This is a genomic window from Streptomyces sp. WAC07094 (assembly GCF_036320405.1).
Lineage (GTDB): Bacteria > Actinomycetota > Actinomycetes > Streptomycetales > Streptomycetaceae > Streptomyces > Streptomyces lannensis.
The window spans coordinates 6,786,725-6,809,279 of sequence record NZ_JAVMJZ010000001.1; the positions used below are offsets into that span (position 1 = coordinate 6,786,725).

Sequence of the window (22,555 nt, forward strand, 5' to 3'; positions counted from 1 at the left end):
TGGACACGGTCTCCTCCGTGTTCCTGCGTGGGACGGGTGAGGCCAGTGGCCCCCTTGGCCCACAGGTACGTGAGGGAACGTCCGTGCGTTCAACCGCCCATCGAGTCCAGCGCCGACTGGAGCGACTGCTGGTAACCCTGGCTCGTGTACGTGGCCCCGGAGACGACGTCGATGTCCGCGCTCTGCGCCGCCAGCGCCTCCCGGCGCAACTGCGGGACGGCATAACCGTTGATCTCCTGGTCCCTCGGGTTCTCCTGCGGATACGTCACGGCCGTCACATCGGTGAGCTTGCCGTTCCTCACGGTGATCCGGACCTGGACGGGGCCGTAACGGGTCGGGGCCGAATCCCCGGTGACGGTCTTCGTACCCGTCGCGGCGGACCCGCCGGACCGGTCCGCACCCGAGCCACCGGATCCGGCCGGGACGCTCGCGCTGGCGGACGGGGCGGGAGCGGCCGTGACGATGTGGGGCGTGGTGTGCGGCTTCATCGACAGCAGCAGCACCGTCCCCGTGACGGTGGCGGCACTCGCGAGCACGATCCGCCGCAGTGGGCTCCTTCTCCTCAGCGTGTGCATGGTGGCCTCACAGCTCGAACGACTCGTGGTGGATACGGCGGTCGGGGACGCCGGCGGCGCACAGCGCCTCGTACATGTCCCCGGCGAATCCGGGCGGCCCGCACAGATAGACGTCGTGATCGGCGAGGCCCGGCACCGCCGCCAGGAGGGCGCCCGGCGTCAGCCGCGGGCGCGCGCCGTCCTCCCCGTTGAGGGCGTACAGCACTTGTGCACCGCGCCACCGGCCGATGGCCTCCAGCTCGGCGCCCAGCGCCAGGTCCTGTACCGAGCGCGCCCGGTACAGGAGAGTCACCTCACCCGGGAGTGTCTCGAACAGGGCCCGCAGCGGGGTGACTCCGACGCCTCCCGCGATCAGCAGCGTCCTGCCCGTGGAGCTCCGTTCCGCAGTGAGCGATCCGTACGGGCCCTCCGCCCACACCCGGGTGCCGGGCCGCAGCAGTGCCACCGACGCGCTGTGGTCGCCCAGCGCCTTGACGGTGATGCGCAGCTCGGTCCGGCGCGGCGGCGCCGACAGGGAGTACGGCGTCGGCGTCCAGCGCAGGCCCTGGGCGAGGAAGCGCCACCGGAAGAACTGACCGGGCCGGGCGCCCAGGTCGTCCAGGCGCCGCCCCCGTATGACGACGGACCACACGCCCGGCGCTTCCCGGTGCACCGCCGCCACCCGCAGCCGGTGGCGAAGGTTCAGCCGCACCGGCGTGAGCACCCGAAACCACCCGACCAGGGCCGCCGCGCTCAGATACAGCGCGTACCAGGCGGCCCGGGCCGGTGCGTTCCCGACGAACTGCCCGCCCAGCGCCAGCTGGTGACCGAAGGCGAGGAAGACCGCCCCGTACGTCAGCAGGTGCACGTAGTACCAGAACTCGTGGCCGACCCGGCGGCGCACGGCACGCACGGAGGTGATGCCCACGGCACACAGCACAAGCGTGCCGAGGGTCGCCTTGAGCATCTCCGGGTAGTGCAGCACCACCGTGACCGTCTCGTGCACGATCGAGGCCCGGTCCTGGGCGGCGTACCCGAGGAGGACCAGCACGACGTGCGCGACCAGCAGACAGACCGTGTACCGCCCGGCCATCGCGTGCCAGCGCGTCACCCGGTCCGACCCGATGCGCCGTTCCAGGAGCGGCACGCGGGCCATCAGCGCGACCAGGACCGCGCAGGAGTAGCCGCACAGCAGCCCGGCGATCCGCCCGGCCCCGAGGAGCCAGCCGGCCGTCCCCACCACGGAGCCGGTGTCCTGCCACCACAGGGCGACCACGGCGGCCGCCCCGGTCCACAGGGAGGCCAGCACCGGGCCCGCCGGGGATCGCCGGACGACCGGCGGCACGAGCGGCGTCCGCTGCTGGTACACCGTGGTCATGGTCGGTTCCTTTCCGGCATCGAGGACGCAACTGTGCAGGCGGAACTTCTGAGACGGCTCTGAGGACCCTGAGCCCGCCCTGAAAAAACCTGGGAAACGACGTCGGCGGGGGAGGTCCGGGCGGATGTGACCGGGCACTCATAGCGAACTCAGAGGGCTCGGCACCTCCGGCCGCTCCCCGGAAGAGGGATGCTGGAAGGCGCCATGACCACACCCCGCACCGGCCGCCCCGCCCTCGCCCGCCCGGACGGCACAGCCCTGCGCGTCCTCGTCGTCGACGACGATCCGGACCTCGCCGAGGTGCTGTCCGGGGCCCTGCGCTACGAGGGCTGGCAGGTGCGTACGGCCGGCGACGGGGCCACGGCCGTCACGGAGGCCCGGGACCTCATGCCCGACGCGGTCGTCCTGGACGTGATGCTCCCGGACACCGACGGGTTCGGTGTGCTGCGCTCGTTGCACACCGTGAAACCCGATGTGTGCGTGCTCTTCCTGACCGCGCGGGACGCCGTCGAGGACCGTATCGCCGGTATCACGGCGGGCGGCGACGACTATGTGACCAAGCCCTTCAGCCTGGAGGAGGTCGTCGCCCGGCTGCGCGGGCTGCTGCGGCGTGCCGGTATGGCCCGGCAGCTGGAGGAGGGGCCCCGGCTGTGCGTCGGCGACCTCGTGATGGACGAGGAGGCCCGTGAGGTGACCCGGTCCGGCGAGCTGGTCGAACTGTCGCCCACCGAGTTCGAACTGCTGCGTTTCCTGATGCGCAACCCGCGGCGAGTGCTGAGCAAGGCGCAGATCCTCGACCGGGTGTGGTCCTACGACTTCGGAGGCCAGGCCCATGTGGTGGAGCTGTACATCTCGTATCTGCGCAAGAAGGTGGACGCGGGCCGTGACCCCATGATCCATACGGTGCGCGGGGCCGGGTACGTGCTCAAGCCGGTTGCACGATGAGCCGCGTGTTGCGGGCCGTGCTGCGGTGCCTGCCGTGGCCGCGCACACTGCGGGCCAGGCTGACCACCGGGCTCGTCGTGCTGCTGGCACTCAGCTGTGCCGCGGTCGGGGTGGCGGCGGTGGTCGAGCTCAACGGATTTCTCACCGGCCGGCTCGACCAGCAGCTGCGGGACCTCGGCCCGCGTTTCCCCGCGAGTCTGGAGCATGGTCCCGGCAGACCCTCCGACCACGACGGCGACGAGTACGGGGACACCCGCAAGCAGTCCGCGGGCACCTTCGGCGCCCGCCTGCTCGGAGCGTCGGTCACCAACGCGGCGGTCGTCCGCCCCGGCAGCGACACCGCCGGTCTGACCGCCCCGCTGGACACCCGGGACAAGCGCTCCCTCGCGGCGGTCCCCGCGGACGGCACGGGGCACAGCGTGCGGCTGTCGTCACTCGGCGGATACCGCCTGATGGCGGTCAAGGGCATGGACGGCGACGTCCTCGTCACCGGACTCCCCCTGGAACCGGTGGAGTCCGCGGTGCACCGGCTGGAGTCGGTCGCCGCCGCGGTCTTCGGCGCGGCCCTCGCGGCCACCGGTGTCGCGGGAGCCGTCTGGGTGCGCTGGTCGCTGCGGCCGCTGAGCCGGGTGGCCGCGACCGCCACCCGGGTCAGCGAGCTCCCGCTCGCCAGCGGCGAGGTCGCGCTGCCGCCGCGGGTGCCCGAGAACGAGCCGCGCGGCGAGGTGGGCCGGGTCGCCACCGCCGTCAACCGCATGCTCGGCCATGTCGAGGACGCGCTGACCAAGCGCCACGCCAGTGAGGAGCGGCTGCGCGTCTTCGCCGCCGACGCCAGCCACGAACTGCGCACACCGGTCGCCTCGGTCCGCGGCCATGCGGAGCTGGCACTGCTGCACCCGGGTCCGGTGCCGGCGGAGGTGGTCCGCGCCCTCGAACGGATCGCCGCCGAGGCGGCGCGCATGGGCGAGATGGTGGACGACCTGCTGCTGCTGGCCCGGCTGGACGCGGGCCGGCCCCTGGAGCGGCGTCCGGTCGACCTGACCCGCCTGGTGCTGGACGCGGTGAGCGACGCACGCGCGGCCGGTCCCGGCCACCGCTGGACGTTGGAACTGGCCGAGGAGCCGTTGACCGTGCAGGGCGACGCGCATCGCCTGCATCAGGTGCTCGCCAATCTGCTGGCCAACGCGCGTCTGCACACGCCCGAGGGCACTCAGGTGACCGTCTCGCTCGGGACCGACGCGGCGACGGCGGTCCTCGCGGTCCACGACGACGGACCCGGCGTCCCCGACGCCATCCGGCCGGGTGTCTTCGAACGGTTCACGCGGGCCGACCACCGCCGTCGTCCGGACAACCTGGGCGGTGGCGCGGGCCTCGGCCTGTCGATCGTGGCGGCGGTGACGCAGGCGCACGGAGGGAGCGTGGAACTGACCGGCGGCGCGGGATCGACGACGTTCACCGTGCGGCTGCCCGTCGGTTAGTAGCGTGTGATGCCCGTCGCTCCGCTGGAGGTCCCGATGGCGATGTGCGGACTGTGTGCCGGATCGGCCCACTGAAGGATCCGGCGCATCGCGTCCAGCGGCACCGACACACAACCCGCCGTGGCGCCCTTGCCGTTGACGTGCAGGAAGATGCCGGCGCCGCGTCCGCGCACCGGCTTGTCGTAGTTGAATCCGATCACCAAGGCGTAGGCGTACTGGGGGTCGAAGGTGATCAGATGCTCCGACTCCGAGGCGCGGCAGTCGGCCGGGAGGGGCTCCGTCCAGCGGTTGTAGGAGGCGGACGCGTCGTCCTGACACCACCACGAGCCCTGGTGGACCGGGCGGTACAGCGCTCTCGTGCCCGCCGGCGCGGCCTTGATGCCGAACGCGTAGGGCAGTCCGTACAGACCCGCCGGCGTCGTGTTCGTGCCCTGTTTCCGGATGACGCCTTCGACGAGCCCGTTCGCGCCGAAGCGCGCCGTCGCCGAGCCGGCCTTGCTCCAGCGCCCGCCCCGGCGGTCCCACCAGGTGACGGTGCCTGACGTCGCGTCGGCCGTGGGCGCCTCCGCAGTGATCAACTGTGTGCCGCCGCCCGTGTCCGCCATCCGTTCCGGCAGCGGCACCTCCTCGGCGGCGCCGGGCGCGGCGGCGAGCAGCAGGACAGCGGTGGAGGCGAGGGTGACGACACCGGGGCGCATGGTTCAGAACGTAGACGGCGGCAGCGGCAACGGCAGGCCCGGCAGGCCGTCCAGGCTGGATTCGATGTGCTCCTTCCTTCGAAAGTAGTCGTTCAGGGAGGTGTCGTCCTCGCGCGCGAACCGCCTGCCGTGCAGTTCGCGGTCGTCCTCGTACGCCATGAAGGGCACCGCGTAGCCACAGGTGTCCCGGATGAGCCTGGCCGTCACGACGACGATCGCCCGCAGCCCGTGCGGGGTCGGGTCGATGTCGGGGAAGTGGGTGAGGAGTTCCTTGAAACGGGGGTCGTCGCGGAAGACCGGCTCACCGCTGCCGTGCACCCGCACGATGTTCGGCGGTCCCTGGAAGGCGCACCACATGAGGGTGATCCTGCCGTTCTCCCGCAGGTGGGCGATGGTCTCGGCGTTGCTTCCGGCGAAGTCCAGATAGGCGACGGTCCGCTCGTCGACGACGGCGAACGAACCCTTGAGGCCCTTGGGGGAGAGATTGACCGTGCCGTCCCCCGACAGCGGGGCGGTGGCGGTGAAGAAGAGGGGCTGCGCTTCGATGAACGTACGCAGCCTGCCGTCGATGCGTTCATAGGTCTTTCCCATGGCCTCGATGATGCGGGAAATTCCTTCGACTGTCTAAGGAATTGCGCCGTCCGGTCGTGTCCGGCGCCCGCCGCACGTCCGTGGCCGCCCCGGCCGGCGCGCGGGGCGGCCACGGAGCCCGTCACGACACGCGATGAGCGTGCCGGCCGCCGGAGGGCCGCTGTTCCGGGCGGGTCGGGAGTGACCGCCCGATGGGCCGGCGCCGTGTCCGGCCCCGGGTACGAGAAGGCGATTCCGGGCGTTCAGGAGACCGGGGAGTTCCTCCGGGCGCGGCGCCGTGCTCTGCCCGGCCACGCCGGGGTGACCTCCAGGATTGACGAACCATGCAACCTCCTGCATACTCATGCATACCAGCGAATGCACTGTGAGGGAGAAACCCGTGACCGAGCGCGTCGTACTCGCCTACTCCGGCGGTCTGGACACCTCCGTCGCCATCGGCTGGATCGCCGAGGAGACGGGCGCCGAGGTCATCGCCGTTGCGGTCGACGTCGGCCAGGGCGGCGAGGACCTGGACGTGATCCGCAAGCGCGCGCTCGCGTGCGGAGCCGTCGAGGCCGAGGTCGCCGACGCCAAGGACGAGTTCGCCGACGAGTACTGCCTCCCGGCGATCAAGGCCAACGCCCTCTACATGGACCGCTACCCGCTGGTCTCCGCGCTGTCCCGGCCGACGATCGTCAAGCACCTCGTCGCCGCGGCCAAGAAGCACGGTGCCACCACGGTCGCGCACGGCTGCACCGGCAAGGGCAACGACCAGGTCCGCTTCGAGGCGGGCATCGTCGCCCTCGCGCCCGACCTCAAGTGCATCGCCCCGGTCCGCGACTACGCGATGACCCGGGACAAGGCGATCGCCTTCTGCGAGGACAAGCAGCTCCCGATCGCCACCACCAAGAAGTCCCCGTACTCCATCGACCAGAACGTCTTCGGGCGTGCGGTCGAGACGGGCTTCCTGGAGGACATCTGGAACGCCCCCATCGAGGACATCTACGAGTACACCTCCAACCCGGCCGAGGCCCGCGAGGCCGACGAGGTGATCATCACCTTCAAGGAGGGTGTCCCGGTCGCCATCGACGGCAAGCCCGTCTCGGTCCTGCAGGCCGTCCAGCAGCTCAACGAGCGCGCCGGCGCCCAGGGCGTCGGCCGGATCGACATGGTCGAGGACCGGCTGGTCGGCATCAAGTCCCGTGAGGTGTACGAGGCTCCGGGGGCGATCGCGTTGATCACCGCCCACCAGGAGCTGGAGAACGTCACCGTCGAGCGTGAACTGGCCCGCTACAAGCGCCAGGTCGAGCAGCGCTGGGGCGAACTGGTCTACGACGGCCAGTGGTTCTCCCCGCTCAAGCGCGCCCTCGACGGTTTCATCAACGAGGCCAACCAGCACGTCTCGGGTGACGTCCGCCTGACCCTGCACGGCGGCCGCGCGGTGGTCACCGGCCGGCGCTCCCAGGAGTCGCTGTACGACTTCAACCTCGCGACGTACGACACGGGTGACACCTTCGACCAGTCCGCCGCCAGGGGCTTCATCGACATCTACAGCCTGTCGTCGAAGATCGCCGCACGGCGTGATCTCGCGGGTGGAGCCTGACGCCGGTCCGGCGCGACCGCCGGGCCACCCCCGCACGCACTAGCCTGACAGCCGCCTCCTCACTTGCCGACAGTGGGGAGGCGGTCGCACATCGCCACCTTCGAGGAGCAACGCAGTGAGCAGCAACAGCGGTGACGTCCGGCTCTGGGGCGGCCGTTTCGCCGACGGTCCCGCCGAAGCCCTGGCGAAGCTGTCCGCTTCCGTCCACTTCGACTGGCGCCTCGCGCCGTACGACATCGCCGGTTCCCGTGCCCACGCGCGCGTCCTGCGCAAGGCGGGGCTCCTGACGGACGACGAACTGACGCGCATGCTCGACGGACTCGACCGGCTCGAGGCCGACGTGGCCTCGGGCGAGTTCACCGGCACCGTAGCCGACGAGGACGTCCACACCGCCCTGGAGCGCGGCCTCCTGGAGCGTCTCGGCCCCGATCTCGGCGGCAAGCTCCGCGCGGGCCGCTCCCGCAACGACCAGGTCGCCACCCTCTTCCGGATGTATCTGCGTGACCACGCCCGGGTCATCGGCGGGCTGATCGCCGAGCTCCAGGACGCACTGGTCGGTCTCGCCGAGGCGCACCCCGACGCGGCGATGCCCGGCCGTACGCATCTGCAGCACGCCCAGCCCGTGCTCTTCGCGCACCACGTCCTCGCGCATGCACAGGCCCTGTCCCGGGACGCCGAGCGGCTGCGCCAGTGGGACGAGCGCACGGCCGTGTCCCCGTACGGCTCGGGCGCGCTCGCGGGATCCTCCCTGGGTCTCGACCCGGAGGCGGTCGCCGAGGACCTTGGCTTCGAGCACGGCAGCTCGGCCAACTCCATCGACGGCACGGCCTCCCGCGACTTCGCCGCGGAGTTCGCCTTCGTCACCGCGATGATCGGGGTGAACCTCTCCCGCGTCGCCGAGGAGGTCATCATCTGGACCACGAAGGAGTTCTCCTTCGTCACCCTGCACGACGCCTTCTCCACCGGCTCCTCGATCATGCCGCAGAAGAAGAACCCGGACATCGCGGAGCTGGCGCGCGGCAAGAGCGGCCGCCTCATCGGCAATCTGACCGGTCTCATGGCGACGTTGAAGGGGCTTCCCCTCGCCTACAACCGCGACCTCCAGGAGGACAAGGAGCCGGTCTTCGACTCCATCGACCAGCTGGAGGTCCTGCTCCCCGCCTTCACCGGCATGATGGCGACGCTGACCGTGCACCGTGAGCGGATGGCGGAGCTGGCGCCGGCCGGTTTCTCGCTCGCCACCGACATCGCCGAGTGGCTGGTCAAGCAGGGTGTGCCGTTCCGGGTCGCACACGAGGTCGCGGGTGAGTGCGTGAAGGCGGCCGAGGCGGAGGGCAAGGAGCTGGACGAGCTCACGGACGAGCAGTTCGCGAAGATCTCCGCGCATCTGACCCCCGAGGTGCGGAGCGTCCTCAGCGTCCCCGGCGCCCTCGCCTCCCGCAACGGCCGAGGAGGCACGGCCCCCGAGGCGGTCGCCGTCCAGCTGGCCGAGGTGAAGGCGGACCTGGCGGCCCAGCACGCGTGGGCCGCCGCGAAGCGCGGGAAGTAACCGGTCGCCTGCACGGAGGGCGTCGCGGGTTAGGTTGGTCCGAGCCGCACGGAGCCGACCGAACGGAGCCCGCGATGCCCTTCGCACGCCTCGCCTCAGCGACGACTCCCACCTGCCACATCGGCCTCGGCCTGGCCGCCGTCGGCCGCCCGGGCTACATCAACCTCGGCCGGGATCAGGACCTGCCGCCCGTACGCAGTGTCGAGGCGCTGCGCGGGCGCACCCATGAACTGCTGGACGCCGCCTACGCCCAGGGCGTCCGCTACTTCGACGCCGCCCGCTCCTACGGCCGCGCGGAGGAGTTCCTCGCCGACTGGCTGCACGCCCGGCCCGCCGTCGACGACATCGTCGTCGGCAGCAAGTGGGGCTACACCTACACCGCCGACTGGAGCACCGACGCCGCGCAGCACGAGGTGAAGGACCACAGTGTCGCCACCTTCGAACGGCAGCACGCCGAGACCGCGGCCCTGCTCGGCGACCGGCTCGATCTCTACCAGATCCACTCGCTGACCCCCGAAAGCCCGGCTCTCACCGACAAGGAACTGCACGCAAGGCTCGCCGAGGCCGCGGCCGGAGGCGTCACGATCGGCTTCTCCACCAGCGGCCCGGGGCAGGCCGACACGATCCGCGCCGCGCTCGCCGTGACCGTCGACGGCGAACCCCTCTTCCGTACCGTCCAGTCCACGTACAACCTGCTGGAGACCTCGGCCGCCCCCGCGCTGGCAGAGGCCCACGACGCCGGGCTCACGGTGCTCGTCAAGGAGGGCATGGCCAACGGGCGGCTGGCCGGCGAGCGAGCGCCGCAGGCGCTGAGGGCGGTGGCCGCGGAGGCCTCCCTCGGCTGCGACGCGATCGCCCTGGCCGTCATCCTGCGCCGGCCCTGGGCCGGGGTGGTCCTCTCCGGAGCGGCCACGGTCGATCAGCTCGCCTCCAACCTGCACGCCACCGTCCCCGACCTCGACGAGGAACAGCTCGCGCGCCTGGAGACCCTCGCCGAGGACCCGGGCGCGTATTGGGAGCGGCGCGGGCAGCTGCCCTGGCACTGAGATCCGCCCGAGCGGGGACTCGATGAGACGCACATGCTTCTCGTGAGACATATGCGTCTCATCTGAGTTATCGTTGTCTCATGGCTGTCGACCGAGACCATGTGCTGCGCAGTGCGGCCGCCCTGCTCACCCGCAAGTCCACCGCGACCATGGACGAGGTCGCCAGGGCTGCCGGGATCAGCCGGGCCACGCTGCACCGCCACTTCGCCGGACGCGACGCACTCGTACGGGCGCTGGAGGCGCTCGGCATCGAGGAGTGCGAGGCCGCGCTGGACGCCGCCCGGCTCGACGACGGTCCGGCCAGGGAGGCCCTGCGCCGGTTCGTGACCGAGATCGAGTCCGCCGCGGGGCTCCTCGCCTTCCTCTACACCGAGAACCAGCTCTTCGAGGGCGAGGCGCAGAACGAGGGCTGGTCCCGGATCGACGCCCGGATCGCCGCACTGTTCCGGCGCGGGCAGACAAGCGGTGAGTTCCGCATCGACCTCACCCCCGCGTGGCTCACCGAGGCCCTGTACGGGCTGATGGCCTCCGGCGCCTGGGCCGTGGCCGAGGGGCGACTCGCCCCCAAGGACTTCACCTACATGATCGTCGAGCTGTTGCTCGGCGGCGCACTACGGAGAGAGGAACCATGACCAGCACCCTGCGGCACGAGGGTGCCCCCCGCAGCGGGGGAGAGGCCACCGGCCCGGGACGGATCGCATCACCGGCCGAGGGACGTCCGGGCCGGTGGCTCGCGCTCGCGGTCCTCGTCCTCGCCGTGCTCCTGGTCGCCGTCGACGCGACCGTGCTCGGCCTGGCCACCCCCTACATCAGCGAGGATCTGAAGCCCTCCGGCACCCAGCTCCTCTGGATCGGTGACGTCTACTCCTTCGTCATCGCGGGTCTGCTCGTCTCCATGGGCAGCCTGGGCGACCGCATCGGACGCAAGCGGATCCTGCTCGGGGGCGCCATCGCCTTCGGGCTGGTCTCCGTGCTCAACGCCTATGCCGCGACGCCGAGCATGATGATCCTGGCGCGTGCGCTGCTGGGTGTCGCGGGAGCGACCCTGATGCCGGCCACGCTCGCCCTGATCCGCAACATCTTCCACGAACCGCGCGAGCGCAGCCTCGCCGTCGGCATCTGGGGCGCCACCGCCTCGGCAGGCACGGCGATCGGCCCGATCGTGGGCGGTTTCCTGCTCGAGCACTTCTGGTGGGGCTCCGTCTTCCTGATCAACGTGCCCGTGATGGTGGTCCTCGTCCTCGTCGGCATCAGGACCCTGCCCGAGTCCCGCAATCCGCGCCCCGGTCCGTGGGACCTGGCGAGCGTCGTGATGTCGCTCGTCGGCATGATCGGCGTCGTGTACGCCGTGAAGGAGGCGGCGGCCGAGGGGTTCACCTGGCCCGGCGCGGCCGCGGGCGCGCTCGGTGCACTCGCACTGCACGGCTTCGTGCGCCGCCAGCTGACCCTGCCGGCGCCGCTGCTGGACATGAGGCTGTTCCGCCGCCGCGGGTTCAGCGGCGCCGTGCTCGCCGACCTGCTGACCGTCCTCGGGATGTCCGGGCTGGTCTTCTTCCTGTCCCAGTTCCTGCAACTTGTGCAGGGCCGGCACCCGTTCGAGGCAGGCCTCGCCGAACTCCCGGCCGCCGTCGGCGCGGTCGCGGCGGGCCTGGTCGCGGGCACGGCGGCCAGACGCTTCTCGGTGCGGGCCGTCGTCGCGGGCGGGCTGGCCGCGGTGGGGCTGGCGCTGGCCGCCCTCACCGTGGTCGACCGGAGCACCGGTTATCCGCTCATCGGCGCCGCGCTGCTCGTGGTGGGGGTCGGCGCGGGCCTGTCGTTCACCGTGACCGCGGACGTCATCCTCTCCAGCGTGCCCAAGGACCAGGCGGGCGCCGCCTCCGCCGTCTCGGAAACGGCGTACGAGCTCGGCGCCGCCCTGGGCATCGCCCTGCTCGGGTCGATCGTGACAGGCGTCTACCGCGGGTTCACCGGGCCCGCGGGCACTCCGGCGGCGGCGCACGAGTCGCTGGGCGGTGCGGTCGAAGTGGCGTCGCGGATGCCGTCGGGCACCGGCCGGGAACTCCTCGCCTCGGCCCGGGAGGCGTTCGTGGGCGGTCTGGCGCTCGCGACGGGGGTCGGTGCCGCGGTGCTGCTGGCCACGGCGGTTGCGGCGTGGTTCCTGCTGCGCGGACAGCGGCTGGAGGGCTCCTCGTGACCACGGCCACGCGCCCCGACGGGGGTGCGGTGCGAGCACGGGGTGCGGCTGCGCCGCCGGACGGCTGCCCGGCGGCGGCCGGTGCTAAGCGGCCTTCGCCTTCGTGGCGTACATGTCGACGTACTCCTGCCCGGACAGCCGCATGACCTCGGTCATCACGGAGTCGGTCACGGCCCGCAGCACATAGCGGTCCCGGTCCATCCCCTCGTAGCGGGAGAACTCCAGCGGCTCACCGAAGCGCACGGTCACCTTGCTGGGCCGGGGCATGCCCGCGCCGCCGGGCTGGATCTTGTCGGTGCCGATCATGGCGAAGGGGACCACGGGCGCGCCCGTCATCAGCGTCAGCCGGGCGATGCCGGTGCGCCCCCGGTACAGGCGGCCGTCGGGGGAACGCGTGCCCTCCGGGTAGATGCCGAAGACCCTGCCCTCCTCCAGGATCCGGCGGCCGGTCATCAGCGCCGCGACACCGCCCTTGCCGCCGTCGCGGTCGACCGGGATCATGCCGACGCCGGTGAAGAACCAGGCCATCAGCCGGCCCTTGAGGCCCTTGCCGGTGACGTACTCGTCCTTGCCGATGAAGAAGACCTGACGGTCGCAGACCAGCGGAAGGATCATCGAGTCGATGAACGTCACGTGGTTGCCGGCCAGGATGACCGGGCCGTCACCCGGGATGCGCTCCGCGCCCTCCACCTGTGGGCGGAACATCAGGCGCATGATCGGTCCGAGCACTGCCTTGATGAGCGCGAAGCGGGACAACGGGCCCTCCGGTGTCAAGGGATTCGGTTGGAGTCTGTGCAGGTGAGGACGATACTCGCGATGCCCGCCATGCAGCACATCGGGTCACGCGGAGGATACGCGTCGTCGACGACTGTTTACCTGCGGTGGCGTCGTGTTGCACGTTCGTCATCCGCCGTACGGGTGTGACGAACCTCGCGCCGGCGAATGACGGGGCGTCATGTCGGGTTCCCCCCCAGGGCGTTTCCCATGCATCCGGCAGGACGGCACCCGTCCGCCGCGCGTTTGTGCGGACGTCGCCCGGCCGTCACGGCCGCACACCTACGATCTACCCGCTTCGACGGATGCGCCGGGAGGGTACTGATGGGGACGCAGGAGTCGTACGAGCAGGGACGAGGGACGGGACGGCGGGCGCTGCTCGGCGCCGCGGTGCTCGGGGCGGGCGGGGCGGTCCTCGGGCTGCCGGGTGCCGCGAGCGCGGACAGCCGCCACGGCGGCGGACTGAAGGGTCTGCCCGTGCCCACGATCATCGGTCACCGCGGGGCCAGCGGCTACCGGCCGGAGCACACCTTCGGCTCCTACCAGCTGGCCCTCGACATGGGCGCGGACATCGTGGAGGCCGGTGACCTGGTGCCGACCAAGGACGGGCACCTAGTGTGCCGGCACGAGCCGGAGATCGGCGGAACCACCGACGTCGCCGACCACCCGGAGTTCGCCGGCCGCAAGACCACCAAGGTGCTGGACGGCGTCCCCACCACCGGCTGGTTCACCGAGGACTTCACGCTCGCGGAGCTGAAGACCCTGCGCGCGATCGAGCGCATCCCCGCCACCCGCCAGCGCAACACGCTCTACAACGGCCGCTGGGAGATCCCCACCTTCGAGGAGGTGCTCCGCTGGCAGGACGAGCAGACCCGCAAGCGCGGCAAGCAGGTGTGGATCTACCCCGAGACCAAGCACCCCACCTACTTCCGCAAGCTGGGCCTCGGTCTCGAGGAGCGGCTCGCGACGATCCTGCGCCGGCACCGCAAGGACGGCAGGAACGCACCGGTCATCGTCCAGTCGTTCGAGCCGACCAGCATCCAGCGACTGAACAAGCTCGTCGACAACCCGCTCGTCGTGCTGCTGTCGGCCGCGAACACCCGTCCCTGGGACTTCGTCGACGCGGGCGACCCGCGCACCGTCGCCGACCTCGTCACGCCCAAGGGCCTCAAGGAGATCGCGTCGTACGCGCAGGGCATCGGCCCGACGCTCGACCTGGTCATCCCGAAGGACGCGAGCGGCAACCTCACCAAGCCGTCCACGCTCGTCGCCGACGCGCACGCCGCGGGCGTGATCCTGCACCCGTACACCATGCGCAACGAGAACACCTTCCTGCCGGCGAACTTCGCCCGGGGCACGGACCCGACGGCCTACGGTGACGCCTTCGGGGCCTTCAAGGCGTACTTCGCGACCGGCATCGACGGCGTCTTCACCGACAACGCCGACACCGGACTGCTCGCTCGCGAGGACTTCCTGCGCCGCTGAGCGGCGCCGAAACGTCAACACATGATCAGCGCACCCCGGTTGGGGTGACTCTCGGCCGCCCCGGCAACCCGTTGCCGGGGCGGCCGCGTCACGCCGCACATGACCCCCGAGATGCTCACGGCCCTGCGGCCCCTGCTCGCCGCCGAGGCCGTTGCCGAGGCCCACGCGTGCGGGATGGAGCCCGGCGACCTGGAACAGGCGGTGTGGCTTCGGCTTCTGGAGCGGCTGGCGGCGGACGGCCCGCCCGCGGACCCAACGGGCTGGCTGCGCCGGGCCGTTCGGTCCGAGGCACGCCGCGGGCGCCGAACGGCCCGTCTCGAACTGCCGTACCGCGCCGAGCCCGCCGACGACCGCCACCCCGGTCCGGAGCAACAGGCGCTCATGGAGGCGGGCCGACGGGCGCTGCACGCGGCGGTGGGCCGGCTTCCCGGCCGGTGCCCCCGGCTCGTGGCGGCGCTGCTGTCCTCGCAGGACCCGACCTATCGGGAAATCGCGGGGGAGTTGGGTATCTCACAGGGCAGTCTCGGCCCGGAACGCTCCAAATGCCTGGGATGTCTAAGGCGATTGCTTGCGGCGGAGGTTGCGGCCGGCGAACGGCGGGGATAGGAGTGAGGAACATACGGCGATCAGGTGAGCGGGAGGCGTGCGCACATGGGCATGAGCGTGACCATCTCTGTGGCGACCGAGCGGGATGCCGAGCAGATCTTCAGGTTGCAGTACCTGTGCTTCCAGAGCGAGGCCGCGCTCTACGGCAACTACCGCATCGACCCGCTCGTCCAGAGCCTCGACTCGGTCCGTGAGGAGGTCGTCTCGGACTGCGTCTTCGTGGCGCGGCTGGGCGACGAGGTGGTCGGCTCGGTCCGGGGCAGCGTGACGGAGGACGGCGCGGCCTCCATCGGCAAGCTCTGTGTGCACCCCCGGCTCCAGGGCCACGGCATCGGCGCCCGGCTGCTGCGCGTCGCGGAGGAGGCGCTGGCGGAGGAGCGGGGCGCGAAGAAGTTCCGCCTCAGCACCGGCCACCGCAGCGAGGTCAGCCTCCGTCTGTACCGCCGCGTCGGCTACGAGCGGGTCGGCACCTCCCAGGGCGACGACGGCGTTCCGATGATCGTCCTGGAGAAGCAGGTGGGGGCGGGCTCGTACGCCACGACGGCCTAGAGGCCCGTCCCCTCCACCGCCTTGCAGCTTCACGCACCACACCCCGGTCGGGTCGGCCGAAAGCCGCAGTCACTCTCGGTCGACCCGATCCGAACGACAGGTCCTAGCCGCGCGCGGCCGCCGGTGCCTGCTCCGCACGCGCCTTGCGGAGCCAGTACATCGCCGAGAGCGGCAGCAGCACGGGGATGAAGATGTACCCCATGCCGTAGTCCGACCACACGGTCGCGTCCGGGAAGGCCGACGGGTCCACCAATGTCCAGGTGCCGACCGTCAGCACCCCCACCAGTTCGGCGGCGCAGCACACGAACGCCGCCCTGCGGGCCGTCTCACCACCGCGGACCAGCGAGTAGGTGATGAAGCCGTAGACGACCCCGGCGACCGCGGACAGCGAATACGCCAGCGGGGCCTCGTCGAACTGCGTGGAGATCTGGACCACCGAGCGCGACACCGCGCCGACGACCATCACGCCGTACAGCCAGACCAGCAGCATGCCCGGTCCCGCGATGAGCCGGGTCTTCGCCGGCTTCTCCTGCGTGGCCGCCATCTCAGCCTCCCCAGATGTCATAGAGCCGCACCTCGAGCACGGCGAGGACCACACCGCCGGCCGCCACCGTCACCGAACCCCACCGCGACCGCTCGGTGAGGGACATGAACCCCGCCGCGGGGATGCAGGCGAACGCCCCGAGCAGATACGCGACGAAGATCGTCGTGCCCTGCTCCGGCTTCTCGCCGCGCGCCAACTGCACGATGCCGACGATCAGCTGGATCAAGGCCAGCAGCGTCACCACGGCCATGCCGATGAAGTGCCAGTCCTTCGTGGGCTGGTCGCGGTGGGCCGCCCAGCCGCACCAGGCGGCGAGCAGCAGCGCGGCGACGCCGGTCACCGGCGTCAGGGCATCAAGCATGCCGCGACCCTATTACGGTCCAAAAGACCCGATGCGCTCGCCCCCGTCCTGCCTGCGTAGGGTCGAGGGCATGAAGATCCATGCTGACGCGCTGCTGTTCGACAACGATGGGACGCTCGTCTCGTCCCTCGAGTCGGTCACGCGGTGCTGGACGCGATGGGTGCAGGAGTACGGGATCACCGCGGAGGCCTTCGGGAGCATCGCGCTCCATGGCCGTACGGCCGTGGAGATAGCCGCCGACCTGCTGCCCGCCGACGTCGTCCCCGAGGCCGTCGCACGCATCGAGCTGCTGGAGGTCGAGGACGTGCCGAACGGGGGAGTGCAGCTGCTGCCGGGCACCCGGGAGTTCCTGGACGTGCTGCCGGCCGACCGCTGGGCCGTGGTCACCTCCGCCACGCGCCGCCTCGCCGAAGCCCGGCTCGAAGCCGTCGGCATCCGGCCGAAGACCCTGGTCACCGCGGAGGACGTCACCCGCGGCAAGCCGGATCCCGAGCCCTATCTCCTCGCCGCCCGTGAGCTGGGCGTCGAACCGTCCCGCTGCGTGGTCTTCGAGGACGCCCCGGCGGGACTGGCGGCGGGTCGCGCCGCCGGGATGACCACCGTGGCGTTGGCCACAACGCACCGCTCCCACGAACTGGACGCCGATCTGGTGGTGAAGGACCTCTCGGCCTTGTCCGCACTGGTCACCGACCACGCGGTGGAGATCTCCGTACGCGGCTGACGCCGTCCACGGCTGTCCGTCATCCGGACAGCCGTGGCATCTCCCCGCCGCCCGTCTGATTTACTTGGGCCCATGACCACGACGAGCTGCCGCACCCTTGCGACCGAGGCGACCATGACGCCCGGTGCTCGTTGTATGTGTCGAATGTGCGCCTGCTAGAGGGCCCCTGCACGACCCAGAGTCTCGCGCCCCGAAGCGAGCCCCCCGTGGCATGTCCGTACGCCCGTGTCGTACGTGACCCGGCCGCCCCCACCGCCTGACGGGCCTGGGGGACCACACCCCGCGCACACGTTCTCCCCTCCCCGGTTTCCATCGCCTTGGCGAGAACCGTGCCGCGTTCCCACGCATGCACCCGTGCCGGCGCACATCCACGCCCTGCACTCGACAGTGACGGAATCCCCAGTGATCACCACATCGGGCCTGACCAAGGTCTACCGCTCGCGCGGCCGCGAGGTGACCGCCCTAGACGGCGTCGACCTGCACGTACGCGAAGGCGAGGTGTACGGCGTCATCGGCCAGTCCGGCGCCGGGAAGTCCTCGCTCATCCGCTGCGTCAACCTCCTGGAACGCCCCACCTCCGGCACGGTCACCGTGGCCGGGCAGGACCTCACCGCGCTCGCCGGCCGCGGACCGCGCGCCGGCAGGGAACTGCGGCAGGCACGCAGCCGAATCGGCATGGTCTTCCAGCACTTCAACCTGCTGTCCTCGCGCACCGTCCAGGACAACGTCGAGCTGCCGCTCGAAATCCTCGGCAAGTCCGGGAAGGAACGTTCCCGCAAGGCCCTGGAACTCCTGGACCTCGTCGGTCTCGCCGACAAGGCGGGCGTCTACCCGGCCCAGCTCTCCGGGGGTCAGAAGCAGCGTGTGGGGATCGCCCGCGCACTCGCGGGCGACCCCAAGGTCCTGCTCTCCGACGAGGCGACCAGTGCCCTCGACCCGGAGACCACGCGGTCCATCCTCCAGTTGCTCCGCGACCTCAACCGGCAGCTCGGCCTGACCGTTCTGCTCATCACCCATGAGATGGACGTCGTCAAGACCATCTGCGACTCGGCCGCCCTCATGGACAGGGGCCGCATCGTCGAGTCCGGGACGGTCAGCGAACTGCTCGCCACCCCCGGCTCCGAACTGGCCGCCGCGCTCTTCCCGGTGGGCGGCGACGCGTCCGGCGACGACCGCACCGTCGTCGACGTCACCTTCCACGGCGACGCGGCCACCCAGCCGGTCGTCTCCCAGCTCGCGCGCACCTACAACATCGACATATCGATCCTCGGCGCCGCGATGGACACCGTCGGCGGCAAGCAGGTCGGCCGGATGCGCATCGAACTGCCGGGCCGCTACGAGGAGAACGTGGTGCCCATCGGCTTCCTGCGCGAACAGGGCCTGCAGATCGACGTCCTCGACCGTCCGGAACCGCAGGCCGCGCTGGTGAAGGACGGTGCCGAGTGACCTGGTCCGAGATGCAGCCGTTGCTCTCCGAGGCCTCCGGCGACACCCTGTACATGGTCGGCTGGTCGACGGTCATCGCGGTGGTCGGCGGCCTCCCGCTCGGCGTCCTGCTCGTACTGACCGACCGGGGCGGACTGCTCCAGAACCTCGCCGCCAACAAGGTGATCGGGCAGGTCGTGAACATCGCCCGGTCGATGCCCTTCATCATCCTCATGGTCGCGCTGATGAGCTTCACCCGGACGATCACGGGGACCACGATCGGCCGCGAGGCCGCCATCGTGCCGCTGGCCATCGGCGCCATCCCGTTCTTCGCCCGCCTGGTCGAGACGGCCGTCCGGGAAGTGGACGGCGGACTGGTCGAAGCCGTGCAGGCGATGGGCGGCAACACCTGGACCGTGGTGCGCAAAGTCCTCGTGCCCGAGGCCCTGCCCTCGCTGATCTCGTCCGCCACCACCACGGTCGTCGCCCTCATCGGCTATTCGGCGATGGCGGGCACGGTCGGCGCGGGCGGTCTCGGCGACATCGCCATCCGTTACGGCTATCAGCGCTTCGAGACACAGCTGATGTGGATCACCGTGGCGATCCTCGCCGTCGTCATCTCGCTCATCCAGTTCGCGGGCGACTACGCGGCCCGCGCGCTCCACCGCCGTGGCGGCCACTCGTCCGTCGCGCCCCGGCTGCGGCTGCTGAAGAACAGGACGCCCGCCGCCGAGGCCGTCGCCTCCGATGTGAACAGGGCCGCCTGAACCCCCCATCTCCCCGCTCGCACCGACGACGGGGTCGCACCACCCATAAGGAAAGGCACTTTTCGTGCGTAACACCGCCAAGATCACCACAGCCGTCCTCGCCGCCGGAGCCCTCAGCCTCGGGCTCACCGCCTGCGGCTCCGGCGACAGCTCCTCCGCCTCCTCCGACTACAGCGGTCCGCTGGTCGTCGCCGCCAGCCCCACCCCGCACGCCGAGATCCTCGACTTCGTCAAGACGAACCTGGCGAAGAAGGCGGGCCTCGACCTGGAGGTCAAGGAGTTCACGGACTACGTCACGCCGAACACGGCCACCGAGGACGGCTCCGTCGGTGCCAACTACTTCCAGAACCAGCCGTACCTCGACGACTTCAACAAGAAGAACGGCACCCACATCGTGCCGGTCGTCACGGTCCATCTGGAGCCGCTCGGCCTGTACTCCCACAAGGTCGGCAAGGTCGATGAGCTGAAGAGCGGTGCGACCGTGGCCGTTCCGAACGACACGGTCAACGAGGCGCGGGCGCTCAAGCTGCTCGACGCCAACGGACTGATCAAGCTCAAGAGCGGCGTGGGCAGCGAGGCGACCCCCCGGGACATCACCGCGAACCCGAGGAACCTGAAGTTCAAGGAGCTGGAGGCGGCCCAGACCCCGCGCTCCCTCGACGACGTGGACGCCGCGGTGATCAACGGCAACTACGCCATCTCCTCGGGTCTCAAGCCCGCGAAGGACGCTCTCGTCCTCGAGTCCTCCGAGAACAACCCGTACGGCAACTTCCTCGCGGTCAAGAAGGGCAACGAGAAGGACCCGCGCGTGAAGAAGCTCGCCAAGCTCCTCACCTCGCCCGAGGTGAAGAAGTTCATCGAGGACAAGTACCAGGGCTCGGTCGTGCCGTCCTTCTGATCCGGCCCGCACGGCCGGCACCGGGAAACGGCGGCGCCGCGCACGGGGTCCGTTCCGCACGGAGCGGACCCCGTGGTGCGGTTCGGTGCTTCCATGTTGCATGCTGGGCAGCTCAGCAGGCCATGACGGTTTCCGAAGGTTACGGAGCGGCGCAATGACGAGCACCTTCCCCAACGTCTCCATCAGTACGGAGCGGTTGGTACTGCGCCCTCTCGACGAGGACGACCTCCAGGCGCTGACCGAGATGATGAACGACGAGCTGGTCGGCGCCTGGACCGACGTGCCCCAGCCGTTCACGGAGCAGGGCGCCCGCACCTGGATCACCGAGTACGCGCCGGCGCAGCGGGAGGCGGGCCGCGGCCTCGACTTCGCGGTCACCGAGTTCATCACCCAGCGTCTGGTCGGCCTCGTCCAGCTGACCAAGACGAACTGGCACATCCGGTCCACCGAGCTGTCGTACATCGTCGCCCCGTGGGCGCGCGGCGAGGGCTACGCCTCCGAGGCCGCGCTCGCCACCGCCCAATGGCTCTTCGGGAACCAGGGATTCGAGCGGATCGAACTGCGCACGGCCGCCGACAACACCGCCTCCCAGCAGGTCGCCCAGAAGATCGGCTGCATCAGCGAGGGCGTCCTGCGCAACGCCTGCATAGCGCACGTCCGCATCGAGGACGGCACCTGGACGGACGTACGGACCGATTTCATCGTGTGGAGCCTGCTGCCCGAGGACCTGGACGGGGTCAGCGAGGAACTGGCCGACACGGGTGGTTTCACATCGTTCTCGGACTGGAACTGACCTCGAGGGACTTTTCCCACCGGTCGGACCCGTGACGGGCACACCCGGCCGCACCGGGTAGTCTCACGGAGCCCGCCGTGCGGGCTGTCCCTGACGACCCGCGTAGAACCTCCTGGAGACTGACGACGATGGCCGACCGCGTCACGGTGATCGGCTGGGACGGCTCGCCGCTGACGGCTGCGGCGCGCTCCGCCCTCGGAGCCGCCACGCTCGTGGCCGGCGCGGCGCACCACCTCGCACTCCCCGAGGTGCCTGCGACGGCCGAACGCATCCGGCTGGGCAGCCTCGGCCTCGCCGCCCGCCGTATCGCAGCCCACCGAGGCACCGCCGTCGTACTGGCCGACGGTGACCCCGGCTTCTTCGGCGTCGTACGCACCCTGCGCGCTCCCGAGTTCGGCCTCGAGGTCGAAGTCGTGCCGGCCGTCTCCGCAGTGGCCGCCGCCTTCGCACGCGCCGGTATGCCGTGGGACGACGCACAGGTGGTCGTCGCACACCCCCGCACCCTGCGACGCGCGGTGAACGTGTGCAGGGCCCACACCAAAGTCGCGGTCCTCACCTCACCGGGTGCCGGACCGGCCGAGCTGGGCCTGCTGCTCGAAGGGGTCCACCGCACCTTTGTCATCTGCGAGGAGCTCGGCACCCACCGCGAGCAGGTCACGGTCGTGACCTCGGACAAGGCGGCCGACCACACCTGGCGCGACCCCAATGTCGTCATCGTCATCGGCGGACCCGTGACCGCGGTCGAAGGGGGCGGCTGGATCGCCGGCCGTGACCCGGGCGCCGAGCCGCGCGGCTGGGCGCTGCCCGCCGAGGCGTACGGCGGAGTGCTCGGCGAAGGCGAAACGGATCTGCTGCGTGCCGCCCAACTGGCCCGGCTGGGCCCGCGGGTGGGTGACCTGGTGTGGGACATCGGCAGCGGCAGCGGGGCGTTCGCCGTGGAGGCCGCCCGCTGCGGGGCCGCCGTCATCGCCGTCGAACTCGACCCGGACGCCTGCGCCCGCACGACCGCCGCCGCGCGCACCTTCGGGGTGCAGCTCCAGGTCGTCCAGGGCACGGCCCCGCACATCCTGGAGAACCTGCCCGAACCGGACGTCGTACGCGTCGGCGGCGGGGGAGCCCCGGTGGTCTCGGCCGTGGCGGACCGCCGCCCGCAGTGCATCGTCGCGCACGCCGCCACCCGCGACGAGGCCGAGCTGATCGGCAGGGACCTGTCGGAGCACGGCTACGAGGTCGAGTGCGCCCTGCTGCAGGCCGTCGAACTCGACACGCGGGCCTGGACGGAGAAGGAACGGAGCGTCGCGTTCCTGCTCAGCGGGCGATTGCCCGAACGCGCCCCGTGATCCTGTTGTCCTACCGGCGCGGTAGGCTGGCCGATCGTTGTACCGCACTTGGGTGATCCGGGACATCGTCAGCCAATGTCCGGAAAGCGCATCCCTTTTGGGGCATGTGTGGTACGGCGGTACCGGAGGGCGCGCAACGTGGCGCAGTCCACAGCGGGCCGTCGTGGATCAGGCTGACGCGACGGACGGGTGACCGGAAGAATGCCGTTCAATGGCTTTGTCGTCATTGTTGGCGGGTCGTTCGTGCCGCTGGGCGCGGACGCTCGTTCTTCATTGC

23 protein-coding genes are annotated in these 22,555 nt (G+C 70.9%); 16 read left to right on the forward strand and 7 right to left on the reverse strand.

All coding sequences use genetic code 11. The features are described 5' to 3' along the window. Positions 1-89: 89 nt before the first annotated feature. Positions 90-575, reverse strand: a complete 486-nt coding sequence (locus RCR19_RS30125; protein ID WP_331267984.1) for an FMN-binding protein — start codon at positions 573-575, stop codon at positions 90-92. A gap of 7 nt (positions 576-582) precedes the next feature. After that, positions 583-1,932: a ferredoxin reductase family protein gene (locus RCR19_RS30130; protein WP_331267985.1), complete on the reverse strand. Its 1,350-nt coding sequence runs from the start codon at positions 1,930-1,932 to the stop codon at positions 583-585. A 204-nt stretch (positions 1,933-2,136) separates the two neighbouring features. Between RCR19_RS30130 and RCR19_RS30135 the strand changes: the two genes are divergently transcribed. Together RCR19_RS30135 and RCR19_RS30140 are read left to right on the forward strand one after the other, a co-directional pair. After that, positions 2,137-2,877: a response regulator transcription factor gene (locus tag RCR19_RS30135; protein ID WP_331267986.1), complete on the forward strand. Its 741-nt coding sequence runs from the start codon at positions 2,137-2,139 to the stop codon at positions 2,875-2,877. Next, on the forward strand, positions 2,874-4,355 hold the full coding sequence (locus RCR19_RS30140; RefSeq protein WP_331267987.1) for a HAMP domain-containing sensor histidine kinase: 1,482 nt from the start codon (positions 2,874-2,876) through the stop codon (positions 4,353-4,355). The genes RCR19_RS30135 and RCR19_RS30140 overlap by 4 nt, the downstream gene beginning before the upstream one ends. On the opposite strand, the gene RCR19_RS30145 is transcribed toward RCR19_RS30140, so the two are convergent. Together RCR19_RS30145 and RCR19_RS30150 are read right to left on the reverse strand one after the other, a co-directional pair. Continuing rightward, positions 4,352-5,053 carry a L,D-transpeptidase family protein gene (locus RCR19_RS30145; protein WP_331267988.1) on the reverse strand — a complete coding sequence of 234 codons (702 nt, stop codon included), beginning with the start codon at positions 5,051-5,053 and terminating at the stop codon, positions 4,352-4,354. The two genes, RCR19_RS30140 and RCR19_RS30145, sit on opposite strands and share 4 nt — an antisense overlap. Positions 5,054-5,056: 3 nt before the next feature. Beyond that, positions 5,057-5,644 carry a pyridoxamine 5'-phosphate oxidase family protein gene (locus tag RCR19_RS30150; protein ID WP_331267989.1) on the reverse strand — a complete coding sequence of 196 codons (588 nt, stop codon included), beginning with the start codon at positions 5,642-5,644 and terminating at the stop codon, positions 5,057-5,059. A 379-nt stretch (positions 5,645-6,023) separates the two neighbouring features. Between RCR19_RS30150 and RCR19_RS30155 the strand changes: the two genes are divergently transcribed. From RCR19_RS30155 to RCR19_RS30175, 5 genes are all read left to right on the forward strand, one after another. Continuing rightward, complete coding sequence (locus tag RCR19_RS30155; RefSeq protein ID WP_331267990.1) at positions 6,024-7,226, forward strand: argininosuccinate synthase; 1,203 nt, start codon at positions 6,024-6,026, stop codon at positions 7,224-7,226. Between the two features lie 115 nt (positions 7,227-7,341). Next, the gene (argH, locus tag RCR19_RS30160) at positions 7,342-8,775 is read left to right on the forward strand and encodes an argininosuccinate lyase (RefSeq protein ID WP_331267991.1); all 1,434 of its coding nucleotides are present in this window, start codon (positions 7,342-7,344) and stop codon (positions 8,773-8,775) included. A gap of 74 nt (positions 8,776-8,849) precedes the next feature. After that, a complete protein-coding gene (locus RCR19_RS30165; RefSeq protein ID WP_331267992.1) occupies positions 8,850-9,821 on the forward strand; it encodes an aldo/keto reductase in 972 nt (323 codons plus the stop codon). Positions 9,822-9,901: 80 nt separating this feature from the next. Beyond that, entirely contained in the window at positions 9,902-10,453 is a 552-nt protein-coding gene (locus RCR19_RS30170) for a TetR/AcrR family transcriptional regulator (protein WP_220294759.1), read from the forward strand. After that, positions 10,450-12,015 carry an MFS transporter gene (locus RCR19_RS30175; RefSeq protein ID WP_331267993.1) on the forward strand — a complete coding sequence of 522 codons (1,566 nt, stop codon included), beginning with the start codon at positions 10,450-10,452 and terminating at the stop codon, positions 12,013-12,015. The genes RCR19_RS30170 and RCR19_RS30175 overlap by 4 nt, the downstream gene beginning before the upstream one ends. Before the next feature lie 84 nt (positions 12,016-12,099). Here RCR19_RS30175 and RCR19_RS30180 read toward each other — a convergent pair whose 3' ends face one another. Beyond that, complete coding sequence (locus tag RCR19_RS30180) at positions 12,100-12,789, reverse strand: lysophospholipid acyltransferase family protein (protein ID WP_331267994.1); 690 nt, start codon at positions 12,787-12,789, stop codon at positions 12,100-12,102. Positions 12,790-13,113: 324 nt separating this feature from the next. On the opposite strand from RCR19_RS30180, the gene RCR19_RS30185 reads away from it, so the two are divergent. The 3 genes from RCR19_RS30185 (at position 13,114) to RCR19_RS30195 (ending at position 15,429) form a co-directional block, all read left to right on the forward strand. Beyond that, entirely contained in the window at positions 13,114-14,274 is a 1,161-nt protein-coding gene (locus tag RCR19_RS30185) for a glycerophosphodiester phosphodiesterase (protein WP_331267995.1), read from the forward strand. Between the two features lie 99 nt (positions 14,275-14,373). Further along, a complete protein-coding gene (locus RCR19_RS30190) occupies positions 14,374-14,880 on the forward strand; it encodes a sigma-70 family RNA polymerase sigma factor (RefSeq protein ID WP_331267996.1) in 507 nt (168 codons plus the stop codon). 45 nt (positions 14,881-14,925) lie between these two features. Next, positions 14,926-15,429 (forward strand): GNAT family N-acetyltransferase, encoded by a 504-nt coding sequence (locus RCR19_RS30195; protein ID WP_331267997.1) that lies wholly within the window; start codon positions 14,926-14,928, stop codon positions 15,427-15,429. A gap of 103 nt (positions 15,430-15,532) precedes the next feature. Here RCR19_RS30195 and RCR19_RS30200 read toward each other — a convergent pair whose 3' ends face one another. Further along, positions 15,533-15,973 carry a hypothetical protein gene (locus RCR19_RS30200; protein WP_220294765.1) on the reverse strand — a complete coding sequence of 147 codons (441 nt, stop codon included), beginning with the start codon at positions 15,971-15,973 and terminating at the stop codon, positions 15,533-15,535. A 1-nt stretch (position 15,974) separates the two neighbouring features. Continuing rightward, positions 15,975-16,334, reverse strand: coding sequence for a hypothetical protein (locus tag RCR19_RS30205; RefSeq protein WP_331267998.1), 360 nt, complete (start codon positions 16,332-16,334; stop codon positions 15,975-15,977). 70 nt (positions 16,335-16,404) lie between these two features. Here RCR19_RS30205 and RCR19_RS30210 point away from each other — a divergent pair, with 70 nt between their 5' ends. The 6 genes from RCR19_RS30210 to cbiE all read left to right on the forward strand — a co-directional run bounded on the left by RCR19_RS30210 (position 16,405) and on the right by cbiE (position 22,278). Beyond that, a complete protein-coding gene (locus RCR19_RS30210; RefSeq protein ID WP_331267999.1) occupies positions 16,405-17,055 on the forward strand; it encodes an HAD-IA family hydrolase in 651 nt (216 codons plus the stop codon). A gap of 402 nt (positions 17,056-17,457) precedes the next feature. Continuing rightward, on the forward strand, positions 17,458-18,501 hold the full coding sequence (locus RCR19_RS30215) for an ATP-binding cassette domain-containing protein (RefSeq protein WP_331268000.1): 1,044 nt from the start codon (positions 17,458-17,460) through the stop codon (positions 18,499-18,501). After that, complete coding sequence (locus RCR19_RS30220) at positions 18,498-19,247, forward strand: methionine ABC transporter permease (protein ID WP_331268001.1); 750 nt, start codon at positions 18,498-18,500, stop codon at positions 19,245-19,247. Before RCR19_RS30215 ends, RCR19_RS30220 begins: the two co-directional genes overlap by 4 nt. Before the next feature lie 64 nt (positions 19,248-19,311). Beyond that, the gene (locus RCR19_RS30225; RefSeq protein ID WP_331268002.1) at positions 19,312-20,145 is read left to right on the forward strand and encodes a MetQ/NlpA family ABC transporter substrate-binding protein; all 834 of its coding nucleotides are present in this window, start codon (positions 19,312-19,314) and stop codon (positions 20,143-20,145) included. 154 nt (positions 20,146-20,299) lie between these two features. After that, on the forward strand, positions 20,300-20,938 hold the full coding sequence (locus RCR19_RS30230; protein WP_059125602.1) for a GNAT family N-acetyltransferase: 639 nt from the start codon (positions 20,300-20,302) through the stop codon (positions 20,936-20,938). 128 nt (positions 20,939-21,066) lie between these two features. Further along, complete coding sequence (gene cbiE, locus RCR19_RS30235) at positions 21,067-22,278, forward strand: precorrin-6y C5,15-methyltransferase (decarboxylating) subunit CbiE (protein WP_331268003.1); 1,212 nt, start codon at positions 21,067-21,069, stop codon at positions 22,276-22,278. Positions 22,279-22,555 lie beyond the last annotated feature (277 nt).